Origin of the sequence: Limnospira indica PCC 8005, from assembly GCF_000973065.1 — a bacterium.
GTDB lineage: Bacteria > Cyanobacteriota > Cyanobacteriia > Cyanobacteriales > Microcoleaceae > Limnospira > Limnospira fusiformis.
Window position 1 is genome coordinate 2,710,443 of record NZ_FO818640.1, and the last position, 17,838, is coordinate 2,728,280.

The 17,838-nt window shown below is 43.8% G+C and carries 16 protein-coding genes; 5 read left to right on the forward strand and 11 right to left on the reverse strand.

Annotated elements, in window-relative coordinates:
• The first annotated feature begins 715 nt into the window (after positions 1-715).
• Genes XZ46_RS11795 through XZ46_RS11810 form a run of 4 tightly spaced genes read left to right on the forward strand, consistent with a single transcriptional unit; the run spans position 716 to position 4,385 of the window.
• Positions 716-1,798: an ATP-dependent 6-phosphofructokinase gene (locus tag XZ46_RS11795; protein WP_006625776.1), complete on the forward strand. Its 1,083-nt coding sequence runs from the start codon at positions 716-718 to the stop codon at positions 1,796-1,798.
• A gap of 27 nt (positions 1,799-1,825) precedes the next feature.
• Entirely contained in the window at positions 1,826-2,446 is a 621-nt protein-coding gene (locus XZ46_RS11800; RefSeq protein ID WP_006625775.1) for a tetratricopeptide repeat protein, read from the forward strand.
• A 24-nt stretch (positions 2,447-2,470) separates the two neighbouring features.
• On the forward strand, positions 2,471-2,851 hold the full coding sequence (locus XZ46_RS11805; RefSeq protein WP_006625774.1) for a YccF domain-containing protein: 381 nt from the start codon (positions 2,471-2,473) through the stop codon (positions 2,849-2,851).
• Between the two features lie 52 nt (positions 2,852-2,903).
• The gene (locus tag XZ46_RS11810) at positions 2,904-4,385 is read left to right on the forward strand and encodes a DEAD/DEAH box helicase (protein ID WP_008050679.1); all 1,482 of its coding nucleotides are present in this window, start codon (positions 2,904-2,906) and stop codon (positions 4,383-4,385) included.
• A gap of 511 nt (positions 4,386-4,896) precedes the next feature.
• Here XZ46_RS11810 and XZ46_RS11815 read toward each other — a convergent pair.
• The 10 genes from XZ46_RS11815 to XZ46_RS11860 all read right to left on the reverse strand — a co-directional run bounded on the left by XZ46_RS11815 (position 4,897) and on the right by XZ46_RS11860 (position 16,297).
• The gene (locus tag XZ46_RS11815) at positions 4,897-5,349 is read right to left on the reverse strand and encodes a hypothetical protein (RefSeq protein WP_174447140.1); all 453 of its coding nucleotides are present in this window, start codon (positions 5,347-5,349) and stop codon (positions 4,897-4,899) included.
• Between the two features lie 67 nt (positions 5,350-5,416).
• On the reverse strand, positions 5,417-6,580 hold the full coding sequence (locus XZ46_RS11820) for an anhydro-N-acetylmuramic acid kinase (RefSeq protein ID WP_008050682.1): 1,164 nt from the start codon (positions 6,578-6,580) through the stop codon (positions 5,417-5,419).
• A gap of 10 nt (positions 6,581-6,590) precedes the next feature.
• Positions 6,591-7,322, reverse strand: coding sequence for a PP2C family protein-serine/threonine phosphatase (locus XZ46_RS11825; RefSeq protein ID WP_006625769.1), 732 nt, complete (start codon positions 7,320-7,322; stop codon positions 6,591-6,593).
• An 89-nt stretch (positions 7,323-7,411) separates the two neighbouring features.
• The gene (locus tag XZ46_RS11830; protein WP_006625768.1) at positions 7,412-7,657 is read right to left on the reverse strand and encodes a hypothetical protein; all 246 of its coding nucleotides are present in this window, start codon (positions 7,655-7,657) and stop codon (positions 7,412-7,414) included.
• Between the two features lie 163 nt (positions 7,658-7,820).
• Positions 7,821-9,587 (reverse strand): ABC1 kinase family protein, encoded by a 1,767-nt coding sequence (locus XZ46_RS11835; protein WP_006625767.1) that lies wholly within the window; start codon positions 9,585-9,587, stop codon positions 7,821-7,823.
• An 82-nt stretch (positions 9,588-9,669) separates the two neighbouring features.
• Positions 9,670-9,990 (reverse strand): DUF6825 family protein, encoded by a 321-nt coding sequence (locus tag XZ46_RS11840; RefSeq protein WP_006617515.1) that lies wholly within the window; start codon positions 9,988-9,990, stop codon positions 9,670-9,672.
• Between the two features lie 685 nt (positions 9,991-10,675).
• Positions 10,676-11,791: an acyltransferase family protein gene (locus XZ46_RS11845; protein WP_006625765.1), complete on the reverse strand. Its 1,116-nt coding sequence runs from the start codon at positions 11,789-11,791 to the stop codon at positions 10,676-10,678.
• A 225-nt stretch (positions 11,792-12,016) separates the two neighbouring features.
• Positions 12,017-13,138 (reverse strand): acyltransferase family protein, encoded by a 1,122-nt coding sequence (locus tag XZ46_RS11850; protein WP_006669147.1) that lies wholly within the window; start codon positions 13,136-13,138, stop codon positions 12,017-12,019.
• 251 nt (positions 13,139-13,389) lie between these two features.
• On the reverse strand, positions 13,390-15,174 hold the full coding sequence (locus XZ46_RS11855; RefSeq protein WP_008050686.1) for a serine/threonine protein kinase: 1,785 nt from the start codon (positions 15,172-15,174) through the stop codon (positions 13,390-13,392).
• 172 nt (positions 15,175-15,346) lie between these two features.
• A complete protein-coding gene (locus tag XZ46_RS11860; protein WP_008050687.1) occupies positions 15,347-16,297 on the reverse strand; it encodes a DMT family transporter in 951 nt (316 codons plus the stop codon).
• Between the two features lie 56 nt (positions 16,298-16,353).
• On the opposite strand from XZ46_RS11860, the gene XZ46_RS11865 reads away from it, so the two are divergent.
• Positions 16,354-17,142 carry an MOSC domain-containing protein gene (locus XZ46_RS11865; protein ID WP_008050689.1) on the forward strand — a complete coding sequence of 263 codons (789 nt, stop codon included), beginning with the start codon at positions 16,354-16,356 and terminating at the stop codon, positions 17,140-17,142.
• A gap of 104 nt (positions 17,143-17,246) precedes the next feature.
• Here the strand turns inward: XZ46_RS11865 and XZ46_RS11870 are convergent, their stop codons facing one another.
• On the reverse strand, positions 17,247-17,834 hold the full coding sequence (locus tag XZ46_RS11870; protein ID WP_008050691.1) for a PAP/fibrillin family protein: 588 nt from the start codon (positions 17,832-17,834) through the stop codon (positions 17,247-17,249).
• Positions 17,835-17,838 lie beyond the last annotated feature (4 nt).

Sequence of the window (17,838 nt, forward strand, 5' to 3'; positions counted from 1 at the left end):
TCGCAACTTGATTAAAAAATCAAACTTTCAGGGTTAAAAAAATCGACCTTTTTTTGGGGGTGGGTTGACTTTCGGGGAGGTTGACGCTATACTTTTAGATAATGGAGATAGTGACATTTTTCGGTTAAAAGGTAATATTTCCATTATCTAGCATTACTATAGTAATTATAAACAATTTCCGCAGCCCTGTCAACCCCTGAGCCGGGGGCGATCGCAACTTGATTAAAAAATCAAACTTTCAGGGTTAAAAAAATCGACCTTTTTTTGGGGGTGGGTTGACTTTCGGGGAGGTTGACGCTATACTTTTAGATAATGGAGATAGTGACATTTTTCGGTTAAAAGGTAATATTTCCATTATTTAGCATTACTATAGTAATTATAAACAATTTCCGCAGCCCTGTCAACCCCTGAGCCGGGGGCGATCGCAACTTGATTAAAAAATCAAACTTTCAGGGTTAAAAAAATCGACCTTTTTTTGGGGGGTGGGTTGACTTTCGGGGAGGTTGACGCTATACTTTTAAATAATGGAGATAGTGACATTTTTCGGTTAAAAGGTAATATTTCCATTATTTAGCATTACTATAGTAATTGTAAACAATTTCCGCAGCCCTGTCAACCCCTGAACCGGGGGCGATCGCAACTTGATTAAAAAATCAAATTGGGAAAGCAAATAACTGATAAACTGTTTTGAGGCTATATCAGAATAATCAGAAGTATGGCAAAACCTAAGCGCATCGGGATTCTGACCAGCGGTGGTGACTGTGCTGGATTAAATGCAGTAATTAGGGCGGCGGTATATCGAGCCCAGGGGACTTATGGCTGGGAAGTAATGGGGATACGCCAAGCCACCCACGGGTTAATGCTGCGTCCGCCATCAGCGACACCGTTAACCATAGAAAAAGTAGATCCAATTCTGACAGCAGGGGGGACAATTCTAGGGACAACGAATAAAGGAGATCCCTTTGCTTTTCCGATGGCCGATGGTAGTGTGCAAGATCGCTCCCAAGAAATCATTGACGGTTATCATGAATTAGGATTAGATGCGCTGATTGGCATTGGTGGGGATGGCAGTCTCGCAATTTTAAGGCGTTTAGCAGTTCAGGGAAATCTGAACCTAGTTGGTGTACCGAAAACCATAGATAATGATGTAGGTAGCACCGATCTATCAATCGGATTTGATACCGCTGTGAATATCGCGACCGAAGCCTTAGATAGATTGCACTTCACCGCCGCCAGCCATAGCCGGGTAATGATTTTAGAGGTTATGGGAAGGGATGCGGGACATATTGCTCTCCATGCGGGAATTGCGGGGGGTGCGGATGTAATTCTGATTCCCGAAATTCCCTACAGTCTGGATAGTATTTGTCAAAAAATTGAGGATTTGCAGCATCAGGGGAAAAACTACTGTCTGGTGATTGTAGCTGAGGCGGTTAGGACTGGTGCGGGAGAAACCGTGATGACCACTAATCAATTAGGTCAATCTAGGCTGGGTGGTATTGGTCATTATTTAGCCGATCGCATTTCCGAGGCTAGTGGTGCAGAAACGAGAGTGACAGTTTTAGGTCATATTCAAAGGGGGGGAACTCCTTCTTCTGTGGAACGTTTAATCGGATCAGCTTTTGGGGTAGCAGCAGTAGACTTAATTGCAGATGGCAAGTTTGACCAGATGGTAACTTGGCGTAACCGTCATGTGGAAAGTGTACCCATTGCGGAGGCGATCGCTCAGTATAAGGGTGTTGATACTAATGATATTCTAGTGAAGACAGCTCGGAGTATGGGAATCTGTTTAGGGGATTAACCATAAAAGTGGTGCTTTAGGGTAGGAATGAATCGTCAAATTTTACTGGAAAATCAACTCAAGCATTGGCACGAGGTAATCAGCGATCGCTCTGGTGATCCGGATGCTTACATTCGCCGGGGGATGGTTTACTTCAAACTGGGTCAAATTGCCGAATCAATTAAGGACTTCGACCAAGCCGAAGCCTTAGACCCCCGGATTAAACCATACCTGTGGCAGCGTGGTTTATCCTATTATTATGGGGAACAGTTCCAAGCCGGTGCGGATCAGTTTGAGATTGATCTGACTGTGAATTCCCAGGATGTTGAGGAGACAGTATGGCGATATCTTTGTCAGGCCAAATTACAGGGGGTAGAATCAGCTAGAATATCTTTATTGCCTGTCTCAGGTGATTCTCGGACAATCATGGGACAAGTTTACAGCCTATATCAGGGAAATTGTAGCCCGGATGAAGTGCTCAATAGGGGAACCTGGTTAGGACAACAGGGTAGATTTTACGCCCATCTTTATGTGGGATTATATTATGAGGCGGCGGGTGATCAGGAGCGATCGCGTTATTTTATCACCCAAGCAGCTACTCAGTATAAACTCAATGATTATATGTGGGATCTGTCTCTAGTTCACTGTCAACTGAGAGGATGGCAATAAAATGGAAATTAGGAATCTGAAACTATGACTTTGTTAGGAAACATCATCTGGTTAATTTTCGGAGGTTTTTTATCTGGATTAGGTTACATTATTGGTGGTATCACTATTTGCTTAACCATTATCGGCATTCCCTTTGGTATCCAAGCCATTAAACTAGGGTTTGCTACCATGACCCCTTTTGGTAAAGAAAGCGTAGTTTCCCCGGATTCATCTAATCTGTTAACCATGATTTTTAACGTGGTTTGGGTAATATTTTTTGGCTGGGAAATCGCCTTATCCCATTTATTGCATGGTTTAATTTTGGCAATTACCATCATTGGGATTCCTTTTGCGAAACAACACTTTAAACTCATCCCTATGGCTTTATTACCCTTTGGTCGTGAATTTCGCGATATTCAAAGATAACCCGAATCAGGTTAATGGTAATCAACCAAAGCAGCTACTTCCTATATAATTCATGCCTCGCCTACCTAAATTAACCTTTGAACGCGGCACATTAACCCTGCATCCTCCCCCCAGAGGTAGAGGGTGGATTGATTACGCAGTTTGGGATGATCGGGTAGAGAAGTTTCGTGTACCTGCGATTTCTTACCCTTTTCTGATCAAGTGTTTACAAGAGGAAAAAGTAGATTTTCTTGACGAAGCCAAAATCTTCCATCCCTTAAAGTTAGTTTCCCGCCTAGAAATGTCGCCTTATGTGCATCAACAAGAGGCTTTAAGCGCCTGGGAAAATGGCGGGAATAGGGGAGTTGTGGTATTACCGACAGCTTCGGGAAAAACCTACCTGGCGCAATTGGCTATAGAAGCGATCGCCTGTAGTACCCTAGTGGTGGTGCCGACCCTAGATTTAATGCACCAGTGGTATGCCCACCTAGTAGCTGCTTTCCCAGAGGCGGATATTGGGCTGTTGGGGGGCGGTTCACGGGATAAAACATCAATTTTGGTCGCCACATACGACTCAGCCACCTTGCAGGCGGAAACCCTGGGAAATCGCTATGGTTTATTGGTGTTTGATGAATGTCACCACCTCCCCACAGACTTCTATCGAGTCATTGCAGAATATGCGATCGCCCCCTATCGTCTAGGACTAACCGCGACCCCAGATAGGTCTGACGGTCGTCACAGTGATTTAAACCATTTAATCGGTCCTACGGTTTATCATCGCACACCGGAACAATTAGCGGGGGTGGCTTTAGCAGACCATGATATTGTGCAGATTAAAGTTAAACTGTCCGAACCTGAACGCGATCGCTATCAAGAGTTAATTAAAGTTAGAAACGATTTTCTCAAAAACCAAAATATCCGCCTAGGTAGTTTAGACGGTTGGAAACAATTTGTGATGGTCAGTGCGCGATCGGCTTCTGGTCGTCGGGCGATGTTAGCCCATCGTCAAGCTAAAGAAATCGCCCTTTGTACTGATGGAAAGTTAAGGATATTAGCCGACATTATCAGCAAAAATTATCCCGAAAGAACCCTAATTTTTACAGTAGATAATACTACAGTTTATCGAATTTCCCAAGATTTCTTAATCCCGGCTATCACCCATCAAACACCTGTGAAAGAACGTCATCAAATCCTGGATAAATTTCGCCAAGGAGAGTATCGAACCCTCGTGGCTTCCCATGTTCTGAATGAAGGGGTTGATGTTCCTGATGCCAAAATCGCAATTATTTTATCAGGTACTGGGTCGGAGCGGGAATATATCCAACGTCTAGGAAGGGTATTGCGTAAGGGAAGCCAAACCGGAAAACGGGCGGTTTTGTATGAGGTAATTACTGAAAATACCAGCGAAGAACAGACCTCCCAACGGCGGCGGGGTCACAAACAGCCCCCACCTCAAAAACCCAAGATTTCCCCACCTACTGGATTATATGATCTAGAGCGATCGTTATCTCCAAAAGCCGCCGAATCTTCAGAAAAATGGGATATTGATAATTAATAATTAATAATTAATAATTAATAATTAATAATTAATAATTGTAGGGGCGGGTTCTGCTGTCAATTCTGAATTATCGACGACAATATTAATAAACCCGCCCCCACCGACCGGGTAATTCTCAATTATCGACGACAATATTAATAAACCCGCCCCCACCGACCGTGTAATTCTCAATTATCGACGACAATATTAATAAACCCGCCGTCACCGACCGGGTAATTAATAGATGAAAACAATACCGATTTAAGTTATAATTGTAGGGGCGCGTTCTGCTGTCAATTCTGAATTATCGACGACAATATTAATAAACCCGCCCCCACCGACCGGGTAATTCTCAATTATCGACGACAATATTAATAAACCCGCCCCCACCGACCGGGTAATTCTCAATTATCGACGACAATATTAATAAACCCGCCGTCACCGACCGGGTAATTCTCAATTATCGACGACAATATTAATAAACCCGCCCCCACCGACCCGGTAATTAATACATGAAAACAATACCGATTTAAGTTTTTCGTTCTAAGGTAGCTTCCATGATGCTGGAGAGATTGAGATGATGACCAGCCATAATGGCACTAGAATAATAATATCGATTATTGTCAAAGCGGCGGAAACTTTCCAAACCACTGCGTCGCTGACGTTCATCCCCAAGTACCCAAAATCGTTGGACAATTAGGGAGGGACTGATTAAGCCTTCCCCTTCGACTTTACCGAAGGCGCTATGCTGCATTAAAAAGGTGTACTGACGTTCGTTGTTGTCGAGTCGTCCTCGATACTGCAAAATGATGTCATCACGATCGCTTCGTGGAAACACCAACTTAGTCACCAGACTGAACCACTCACTCTGATGCCATGCAACTAATGTTTTACCACGAACGCTGATAGGCGCTTGATTACGATCTAGCCAGGTTCCTTCCACCAGCCACTGACCAGGTTCCATTAAAAAAGTGTGAGCCACAGCACTAATTTGTTACTCAGTGGTCGGGAAACTGTTGAGCAGATGCCATTTTGCACAACTGGGGTTATTATAGCCCAATGGTGCGATGAGGGTGAAAAATATTCCCTAACAGCACAGACTGACTAGCGCCTGTAACTTCAGGTAAATTACCAGGAATGCTCCGGGTGCGCCAATAGGCGAGGACAGCAAAAGCGATCGCTTCTTTAAAATCGGGATCAACTCCGGCATCGGCGGTGGTCATAATAGGGATAGGGTGTAAAAGCTGTTCTAGGCGAGTTCGGAGATAGCGATTATGGCATCCGCCGCCACATAGGAGGACTTGATCTGGTAATTGGGGCAAAAAATGGCGATAGCTGTGGGTAATGGAAACAGCAGTAACTTCGGTTAAGGTGGCGAGGATATCGGCTGGGGAAAGATTATAGACTTGAGTTTGTTGTAAGTATTTTTGGAGATATTCAACTCCGAACAATTCCCGTCCGGTGGACTTAGGCGGCGGAGTCTGAAAAAAGGGGTCTGCCATCAGCTTTTGGACTAATGGAGTGCAGGGAGTACCACGACTGGACCATGCGCCATCTAAATCATAACTTTGACGACCATCAGATAGATATGCGACGGCTAAATCGATTAAAGCATTACCAGGTCCAGTATCCCATCCCCGCACAGGATGTGATTCGGGTATATTTGCGGGAGGTAAAACGGTAACATTGCCAATACCACCGATATTTTGAATACAGCGATAGAGGTGAGGGTGACGGAGGAGGTAGGCATCGACAGCCGGAACTAGGGGCGCGCCTTCTCCTTGGGCGGCGATATCAGCGAGGCGAAAATTACCAACGGTAGTGATACCGGTTTGATGAGCGATCGCCTCTGGTCGCCCTAGTTGTACACTATAGCCCAAAGGGATAGTGGCATCGGGGTGTGGTGGTCGGTGATAAACGGTTTGACCGTGGGAACCAATTAACTCAGCTGGTGGTGATTGTTGTTGGATATTCACAGCCGCCCGGGAAAATTCCCCTGCGATCGCATCATCCAAAGTGGCTAAATCAGCCACAGAAATGGATCCACCCCCACAGATGGCTAAAATTTGCGATCGCAGTTGAGGCGGATAGGGATAAGTAGCCTTAGCTAGACATTGCACCTGTAGATCTGTAGTTGATCCTTTCAGACGAACTGAAACTGCATCAATACCATCCACAGAAGTACCGCTGATCAGACCAATAACAACAGTCATGGAAGCCTAATTAATCGTCCTGATTGATCATCACCACAATGACGGTGATATTATCTTTCCCTTCCCTATCAATAGCCGCATCAACCAAAGCCTGAGTCGCCGCCTCACAGGCGCGAATGGATTTAAGCTGATTAGCAATGACAGAATCTGGTAACTCCTCCGTCAAGCCATCGCTGCATAATAATAGGCGATCGCCTGCTTGAATTTCCATGGGAAAAATATCAATTTGAGATAAATCTTCCCGTCCCAAACACTGAGACAAAACGTGCCGCCAGGGATGCACCCGCGCATCATCAGGGGATATAGCCTTACGTTTAACAGCTTGCGCCACCCAAGTTTGGTCTTCCGAAATTTGAGTTAACGTATGTCCCCGTAGGCGATAGAGGCGGGAGTCTCCCACATTAGCGCACCAGGACTCCCCGTCACGAAACAAAGCCACCACTGCTGTCGTCCCCATATCAGAACGTTCAGGATGGGAGATTTGGTCATCAAGGATAGCACGGTTAGCCGCTATAAAGGCTTCCTTGAGTAATACCGGGGAAGGAGCAGAAGAATCCCAATGAGCATTAAGATGTTCTGTGATAGTTTTAGTGGCAATTTGACTAGCCTCTTGACCGCCAGCATGACCACCCATACCATCAGCCACGATAAAAAACCGTCCTTCCTGGTCGATGTAATAGGCATCTTGGTTGACAGTGCGGACTTTTCCCGTATCAGTCAAACCTGCGAAATAGCGTTTCATAAATCTTCCTCCGTGCAGAGTACCACTAAATCGTTACTCCGATTAGTGACGGGAAGAAACTGAGAGTGATTTCTATGTTGCATAGGATATCAGCAAGTTGAGTTAACAGCAGTAGCATCTTGGGCGGGACGCTTGGCACCAGCTAAAATTTCTTTGATAATATCAGTTTTTTTGAGCTGGAAAAATTTTAAGATATTGAGTCCCCTTTGGCGGATAACATTGTTATTATAAGATTTCCGGGTAGTTTTTGGCATCAATAACCCAGGTGTAAGTTTACCTGGTGAACGGGTCAAGTTAGCTGAGAGGTACTTTCCTACCAGCACTTTTTTAGCCATCTCCACCTGTTTAATTGTTGAGTTGGACGGCTTATGACACAGCGATCGCATTGTTTAAGTGATGGCCGATTTGCGGATGACAGGATACCATGGGTGAGGTGGGGCTTGGGTGTCATCCCCAGGAAGCCACATCGCCCATTCCACCACCCCTGATATCTGATACCTACAGCATTCTATCAAAGCGATTGATTTGTCTGATCAGCCGTATCAAAACAACTGCCATGAGCAAAGCCAAAAAGGCAATCACAAGAGCTAACCACACTTTATCACTAATAAACAGTAGTGTTGCCGATAAAGTAAATGCCCCCACCAACAAAGCGTAGTTAGTCCCCATTTGCACGTTACTGACCCGGCGCAGGAGGCGATCGGTTTCCGTCGCCCGCACCCGCATTCGCAAATCTCCTTGTTCCAATTTATCAAGGGTTTGTTCAATGCGACTGGGTAAACCCAAAGCCGTGGAACTCACCTGAACCGCTTGACGACTGATTTCATTTATGATACTATTGGTAGTTTGGGAGCCGTTTCCATTAGACATAAGCTGTATGGCAAAAGGTTGTGCCACCTCCATAAAATTAAATTCCGGGTCTAAGCCTTTACCGACCCCTTCGAGGGTAGAAAAGGCACGCATCACAAAAGTAAATGTAGCCGGGAAGCGGAAGGGTTGGTCATAGGCGATCTCATAGAGATCATCACTAATAGCTGCAATGGATTGCTCCTCAAAGGGTTGATCCATGAAATTATCTAGCATATACTGGATGGAGCGTCGCACGGGGCTCATATCTCCGGTAGGAGCCAAAGCGCCCACTTCAATGAGGGATTTCACGACGCGATCGGCATCCTTATTAGCAATGCCAAATAGTGTTTCCATCAGCTTTTCCCGCAGATTAGAAGTAATCCGCCCCATCATACCGAAATCATAAAAGATTAGCTGTCCCTGGGGACTAACGGCAATATTACCCGGATGAGGGTCAGCATGGAAAAAGCCATCATTAAGGAGTTGTTGTAAATAGGCTTTAGCCCCCATTTGAGCCAGTTGTTTCCGGTCCAAACCCGATGCTTCCAAGGCTTCATAGTTACTAATTTTAATTCCCGGAAGATACTCCAAAGTCAAGACCCGTGGGGATGAAAATTGCCAGCAAACCCGGGGAACCTGAACCCAATCACAATGGCGGAAATTACGCCGGAAGGTATCCGCATTGCGGCCCTCATTAAGATAGTCTATTTCCTCCCAGAGAATTCGGCAACATTCGTCATAAATTCCCAGCCAGTCGCGACCTCGACCCCATTTAGGATGATTTTGGAAATAGCGAGCAATACCTTTAAGAATAGCTAGATCGACCTCAAATAGCTGTTTAAGTCCAGGTCGTTGGACTTTGACCACCACATCAGCACCGGAGTAGAGTTGAGCCTTGTGGACTTGGCCTAAACTAGCGGCGGCTAGGGGAACCGGGTCAAAGTTGCGAAATAGTTGCTCAACGGATTTACCAAAATCTTGGTCGATGATTTCCCGACATTGTTCATAGGGAAAAGCGGGGACGCGATCCTGTAGTTTAGAAAGTTCCTCGACATATTCACCGGGGAATAGGTCAGCACGGGTGGAGAACAGTTGACCTAATTTGATAAAGGTTGGTCCTAGGTCTAGGAGGCTTTCCCTGACCCAGATAGCCTGCTGTCTCTTTCTGACCAGTTTTTTTTCTTCGGTGTAACCACCTATGTAACTCCATTGTTTACCATCTCTCCACAGCCACCCTAGCCATAGGAGAACAAAGGTCCAAATGTCAATAAATCGCCGTTGACGGGAATAATGTTTACGGTTCCAACGGTAGGATTTTTGACCATAGGGTTTGGGAGTGGCTGAAGCCACTGGGTTAGGTGGGATATTTTCATGGTTCCGGTAGGGATGATTTGACTCATCAAGGGGAACAGACACTCGCGTTTCCAAAATTGCGTTTCCAGCTAATCAATGGGTTTAATTAAGGATGTATGACAGGATGTATGGCAGTGGTCTGCACTTAGGCTTGGTTACGGTAACGCTGTAGTTCCGATCGCATTTGGGCAATTTCCGCCCGGAGGTCGTCGATAGTTTCCTGTAAATCAACTGATTCGGAACCAAAGCCACTATTGTCTGCCATTTGATTGATACCCTGTTTTTCCGCCTCAGAATCAGCCTTCTGGATGACCTGATTGGTAAAATCACGGAGTTTCTCCCGTTGTTCGGCATCAAATTTGCCTAATTCACTCAGGCCATTGGACAAGATGTTTTCAATTTGTTCATAGAGTCCTTCTGCTAAGGCCCGGCCCACAAAGAAAGAATGAACAGATGGCTTACTCATATAAAAGTTTTGCTAAGTTCCGTAACAAATTATAGCGCGGTATATGAATCTAGCAAAGGATGGGATGTATATCTACCATAGTTCTGGGAACTAAGAGGGTCTGGCTGGTCTTCCCGTCAACCTGTGGGTTGGCTTTGCGGGCCGGGCTGAGGAGATTTCCCTAACCATGATTTAATTGTGAGGTGCTTCCTAGTAATAAAAAATTTACTCAAACTTACACAAAAACCAAAAACCTGTATAATAGCAACAAGCACAATAACAGGAGTTAAAGTGCCCAAATTATGTTACACCCAAAGAAGCCGGGAGAAATATTCTCCGTCAGTGCTGCCACCTTAGAAAGAAAGGTGTTTTAGCGGCTGTAACGAAAGTTATATCTTTACCCCGTGATTGGGTAGGCGCACGAAACATTATGCTTCGTGCTTTGCGGGCTACTGCCGTTGTCTTTCAAGAGTTGTCTTCCCAGATAATGCGATACTTTTTCAATCTGCGTAAAGCTTTCATAAGTTTTGTAAAGGTTTGAACAAGTTAAATGTAGCACAGTGGCAGCCATGGTTGTTAATTGAACTCATATAGCCATTTGTCAGCTAATAGATTAGTTCAATCCGGTCAATTTTTCTGGGGGTCGGTATCTGCGGGCAGTTTCAGGACTATGGTGGCTGCCACTGTTTATAGGAGCGCAAAAGTTTCAAAGAACTAATCGAGAAGTGATCTGATTACGACTGCATAAATTGACGATCGCCCAACTGGTGACAAATCCAAATATGGCGGTTATGAGAATGGTAGTGGCTGAAATGGGTTCCAGGAGGCCGGGAGATATTTTTTTCACGATAAATTCAAAAATTTCTATTGATAAGTGGTGGGCTAAATAAATGCCAAATGAACAAGCGCCTAGGTTCTGAATTATGGGGTTGTCTTTCATTAAATATGATAGGGCGATCGCTAAGATTAGGGAACTGTAACCTTGCAGAATTTCGGTGATGCTTGTACCTCCCGGTATCATGGAGTTAATGGGTAAAAATCCAAATGTACTCACGCAAAATATGAGGAAACTACAGCCAGCAATTAGGGGAATTTTTCGGGAAATTATGTTTTGATAATAGTCATATTTAGCCACTATTGCCGCTATAAAAACGTAGGGTAAACAGCGAATAATCCAAGCTATTATTACGAAAAATATTCGCAAAATTACTTGGTCATTTGACAGCCATGATATCTGTTCGGTTAAGCCGGAAAACGCAACATTAGCACCGAGCCTAAAACTATTGTTGGTAAATCTCAAGGTCATGTCAAGTATTAGGGAGATGATGACTCCCAACACTAAAAACCTATTTTTCTGGGAAGGCTGATTTTTCTGATTTTCTAAAAATTCGATCAATTTGATTGATAAACTACCAAAAAATAGTAAGGGGACAAAGTAAAGATGCACTGCGGATGCTCCCATAAAAATAATGGCGATCGGGTCGGCAATTACCCCGATCGCTTCCTGGGGATTACCTAAAACTAAACTTTTGACAATTCTACTGAGCACATAAATTAAACTCCAGAAGCCATAAGGAATAATTAAACGCTGGAAGCGATCGCCAAGATTCAGTAATTTTCCTCGACTATAAAAACGATTGAAACTCAAATAAAATGAAGTCGCTAAAAAAAAGGGTACAGCAAAACTGGCTGAGATAATTAACCAGCTAGAAACCAGATCCGGAGCCCCAGTGGTACCACCACGGGAGTGCAAAACTGTGACACCAAAGGCTGCTAGACCCCGAAACAAATCAACACCAGTCAATCTTGTGGGTTTGTTCATGTGTATAGTTACGATATATTGATTTGGTCTCTTTAACGAGGAATATTTGGACAGGAATTCAATATTTGACCGATGATAACATAACTTAATCACTAGGAAGATTGACGAGTTACCACATAAATCTTAACAATCAGTGGTCAGGAAGCAGGCTTTCGTCTAAGTCCGGTCTAAGTCCCCCCACATCATTGATGGTAAGTGGGTGCGATCGCTGTCAATAAATCAGATTCAACTGGTAGATTTATTACGTTTGAACTGATTTCGGAAAAACCTAAGAGCGGGTTTTTCTATGGCGATCGTCACAATATAAGCCACCAATATAGCAAATATAGTTCTGACAATTACTGACAACTCTGGTGGTATATCCAGGGATTGTAAACTCCAGTTAAATAACCAACTACTCTGTATATGGGTTAAATATAATGAGTAAGAAATGCCTCCTAAAAACACTAAAATTCTAGTAGACACAAATCTCAATTTTTCTCGATGAGCCAGATATAAAATCACTACAAATATAGCAAAAAATATAAAAGCATACTTAGGAGTACCGGGAGAATAATCTAAGGCTCTGGCTAACACACAGGCGACAATTAAGAACACACGATAGATAGTTACACTATTGACTTGACATTGATACAGAATTAAGCCAGCAATAAATAAGGGGGCTCTGCCTCTTAAAAGAATGAAATTAAATTTGATATAATTCCTAATAAAGGATATAAATTCAGATAAATTATCCCATTTAAATAAACCGACAATATCAGGATATACTAATGCTTGATTGCTGGGCAAATTTCCGATAATGGTTAATGATAATTCAGGAGATTGGTAGGCTCTGAAGATATCAAAAACAATTAATATTAGCCAAATCCCACAGATGATATCAATATATTTCAAAAGTCGAGATTGGTAGAGAATAAGGATAATAGTATAGAATGCTAATTCTAGGGTCATAGTCCAGTAGACAATATTAATATTTCGTGAACCGACCATTTCTTGAAACATGGAAAAATTTATTAATATATCATAGAGATTATCACTTCTTAATGGCCTTTGACTAATATAGGCAATAACTATGGTAGTAATTACAGAAAACCAATAGGCGGGATAGAGTCTAAACACACGACCCATGATAAAATCTATACTATTGTTGATTCTTTGAAAACTTATTAAAATTACAAAACCACTAATTATAAAAAACAACTGTACGAATTCTTCAAGATAGGAAAAATAATAATATAAGTTATGGGGAGACCATTGATAGGAACCAGCATAGTGAAACAGAACAATAGCTAAGGCGGCTAAACCTCTAATTCCATCAAGTTCTAAAAAACGCTTGGACTGGTTCATGGTTGGCGGATGATAGTATTTATCAGTTAGCTAAGTTACCACAAATACTCAGGTTTGAGGGAATAGTAGAGCAAAGGCGAGGATATTGAGGAAAGGAAGCCTTTAGTAAATGCAGAATAACGGGGCATTTTTGTGGTTCTTGTTGTTGTCTGTTGTCTGTTAATAAGTTGTCTCCTATAAAATCTAATATTTGGGAAACCAATATAATTAGATTAGGGTCAAATCAAGAGTTGGATGGAGACACCAAATTTTTATCCCTGGGGTCTGGAAGTGAAAAACTGGGATAATTCCCAATCGGGTTGGCTTGTTCTTGGGGGTAAAAACTCATCCCAACGTTTTGGGTTCTCGTCCTCAAGTATACGATCGCTCGATCGCCGTTGATTATTTAACCACTGATCATAATCATCCTCAATCTCCCGTTGAGGTAACGTGGTAGGTAAATCCTGATCGAGAGGTGAGTTGTTGAGAATGTTAGGGTTAACTGGTGCTAACTCTGGTAACTCTAGGGGATAAGAGGGTCGAAAGTCCTCAATAGTCGTCTCGTGGGAACCTCTAGCAGGTATGCGATCGCCATAATGTTCTGTCGGCTCGTTGTGGGTATGATCATCGCGAGAGTTTTGAGTTGGTGAAGGTTCCAGGGCTGGGTAATTCTGCCAATAGGATGAAGTCGGGGACTCAGGAAAGGCTTGATCAGCATAATCATCCGTACTGGTAATGGCTCCAGAACTATTATAGAGGTCTTGGTGATTATCCTGAGTTTCTGAAAAAGCCACATCTTTGAGCAATTCTGCCAGATTGGTACTACCATCGCCTAATATTTCCAGGTCATTAGCAGGACCAGGCAGGCCCTGATTTTCTCCCACTAGGGCGGGTGTTTCAAAGATAGGGGAATTGGGATCTATGACCAAGCCTAGCTCTTTTTCAGATTTCAAATCGCCGTTGCTGGGTGGGGTAGCTAATTTTTGACTATAGCTGCGGGTAATGGCAAACCCTAACCAACCGGATATCATAGAGGTGAGGAAAAATACTAGCAACAGCCCCCATTGGGGAACAGGCGATCGCCTAATCTGTTTGGTAGTAGATTGTTGCCGCTCATACTCTGCTGGGGTGGCAGAATTATCATTAGGGGTGTCGGTTTCTGTTTCTCGATTATGGTTGTGGTAGGGGATTTTGATCACAGTTTCCCTGATAATTAGGGCTTTTTCCGGGGTAGGGAGGATATTCAACCATTCCGAGATATTAGAGGGACGATTTGAGGCTTCTATCTCTAATCCCCAGCGCACAGCTTCTTCTACTTCTGGGTTTAAGTCTGGGTGCAATTTCCCCACCGATGGTTTTTCAACTCCGATTAATTGTCCTGTGAGTTGGTTCGCACATAGGGGCGCTTCTAGGGGTGTTTCCCCAGTTAACAGATAGTACAGTAGGGCAGAGAGTGCATAGATGTCTGTGGCTTGGCTAGGTTGTTCATTGGGAAGATATTGTTCAAGGGCTGCATATCCACCGGAGAGACGACGGTTATAAATATAACGGTTGAGTTGATCAGGTTTGAGATGATTACCGACTCCCAAACCACTAAGTATCACGGAATTAGCCCCCGTCGGCTTAATAATGTAAGCAGGTTGCAGGTTACAGTGAATGAGTCCTTGTTGATGAATTGCTTGTAGGGCTAATGCGATTTGGCGAATGTAGTGAATAGCCTGTGGGACGGGTAGGGGGGGCTGAGTTTTTAGGTAGTCTTGTAGAGATTGACCGGGAGTGTAGGTCATCACTAAAAATGGAAAGCCCTGTTCATCAAATAAGTCTATAACCCCGACTAAATTAGGATGCTGACAGCGACTCCAACGTTTAGCGATCGCTATCAATTGATGTCGCAGTTGTGGGATATTTTGATCATCGTCCAGGTTGGGGTCAAGGGTTTTAATGGCCACCATTTGACCTGTTACCTGATTAGTCCCCCTGTAGGTAATACAGAAATCTCCCTGACCTAAAATCCTATCAATTCGATATTTTCCATTCCCAACAGTGGTTAAGTTCATTTCCCGACCTTCCAATTTTAGCCCTAATCGTTGATCTGGTTCCGGCTATTATGCGATCGCCAATCACCATAGTTATACCAGTCCTAGGATAGTCTAATCCCTTTTCGCGATAGTAGTGTGTTCCTTAACCTTGATTTAGCCATAATTGCAGCCAGTCCCTTCTGACAAGGTGTTAGGGGGTTGCCGTTTCCTGTGGGTTAGATTCAGTTTTAGAGGCATTGTTGCCGCGCGTAGCGATCGCCACCCCCGTTAGAATGACTATGGCTCCTAATATTAATCGCCTTGAGGGAACTTCTGCAAATAGCAGATAGCCCAAAAAACTCGCCGCCACAGGTTCTAGTAAAATCGCCAGTGTGACTAAGGTGGGGGAAGTACGGTTAACCGCCCAATTAAAGCTGGTGTGGCCAATTAGTTGGGGGACTAATCCCATCAGGATTAGATAAAAATAGACTGTGGCAGAATGACCAGTATAGTTAACTCCCCATAGTAGGGGTAGGGGTAGCAAAATCATCGCTCCTACAGTATAGGCGATCGCTATATATGCACTGAGGGATAGTCCCCGCTGTTGTGCTTCTCTTCCTAACATCAGATAAAGGGCGGCGGTGATCGCACCCATTAGGGCTAAAATATTCCCGGCGATCGGATTACTAGCCACTGTGGATAATTTAGTATCTGCTAAACCGATGATCATACCTCCACTCAGAGCGATCGTCATTCCTAATATGGTCGCTTTCCCAGGTCTTTCGTGCCACCATAGCCAAGATAACACCGCTACCCAAATAGAACTGGTAGTCACAATAGTAGTTGATGCCGCAATCGATGTATAAGATAGGGAAGTTATCCAGACAGAAAAATGGGTGGCTAAACATATTCCAGCGCCAATGGCGTAGAATATCGCCTCTCGTTTATAGGTGCGCCAGGAAACTCTCCCCCAGGTAGGGGTCAGCAATAAAGCCGCAATAGATAGCCTGGAGGCGGATATTAGCAAGCTAAACCCTACCCCCCGCAGCCCCGCTGCATCAATGGCTAAACGCACGAAAATTGACCCCGTAGAGATGGCTACCACACCAAGAAAGACGATCGCTATAACTAGCCAATGGGGGGATTTATTTAAGGTTTTCATGGGGTGGGTATCTGATATGGTTTCATATATTATGGTCTGATGGAGTCAGGTAGCCGATGAAGATTAACACAATATTTGTACATCCTGTTAAGGGTTTGACCGCGCAAGTATGCGATCGCGTCCAATTGGTGGAAAACTTTGGCATTCTTGGCGATCGCGCATTTGCTTTGATGTTTACAGATATGGGAGACCCGCAACCCCTGACTCCCTGGCTATCAAAAAAGCATTTTGCTGTTCAAAATGATTGGGGACAGTTAGCTAGTCTCAATTGTGCTTATGATACTACCAGTCAGACCTTAGAAATTACCAAAAATGGCGAATTGTTGGCTGCGGCTAATTTAGGGACTGAAACCGGACGCGATCGCATTAGTGCTTTTTTCAGTGAATATCTACACTCTCTCACCCCTAGTACCTCTGCTAGACATCCCCAATATAGTCCTGTGCGTTTGGTGGGAACCACTACCGGGGACACTCGCTATCAAGACCGTCACCAAGGACAGATTTCTATTATTTCTCAGGCTACCCTCGATGATATTGCTGAAAAAGTCGGGGTTAATTACATTGATCCGCGCCGTTTTAGAGCGAATTTTATAGTTGATAATATTCCCGCTTGGTCGGAATTTAACTGGGTACGAAATCGCCTAAAATTGGGATCAGCTTTGGTGGAAGTCACCGCGCCTATTGGTCGCTGTCTGAATATTGATGTTAACCCAGATACAGGCGATCGTGATATCTCTCTCCTCTCTCAACTCTCCGCCAAATTCGGACACGCTCAAACTGGAGTCATTGCTAAAGTTATCACTGGTGCAGTTGTCACCACGGGCGAAACCCTAGCTATTAAATAATCTCAATAATTGATTATTACAACCTCCTATAAATAAATTTAATTTCTCATAAAATAACCACCCAACCATCAATTATAATATATACCAGAGTCTGGCAATGGGTATCATTTAACTTTGGTGAGGACAAACACACTGCCAACATTGCCTCTGCCAATCCGCATATCTTCGTCTAAATAAGTAATATCTAACCATCCTTGTTGTTGCTGTTCTTGGAGGGTAAAATCTACAGCCAAGAACTTTTTATCAGATTCAATTTCATCAATAAACTGATTAGGGTATTGATAGGAGATGAGGCGCTGTAAGCCGATGACAAAACGGTTGAATTTGACCTGAACTCGCTTTTGAGAAACCGCTTCAAATCGGGCAGCCACACTAACCATGCCTTCCAAATAGGGGATACCGACAATTTCAGCAATGTTGTAAATTTTGCCATTGCGGGCGCGAATACATTGATAAATCTGCCCCAAATTATAAAACGGAAAGCGGTCAATCCCCAAGAGTTCTTGGCTGTTGGTGTAAAGTAGTCGCCAATTGCCATCTAATAACTCAAGTGCTTCTACAGGTCGAGGGGTGGGATTATAATCTTCCAATTGAGCGATCGCAGAGAGAATAGCAGTTTTGTCGCTCTCTGTAGCCAGTAAACCTCGATTTTTCCCGGCAATGGCTTCTAATAAAGTCGCTTTTTTGAGCATATCA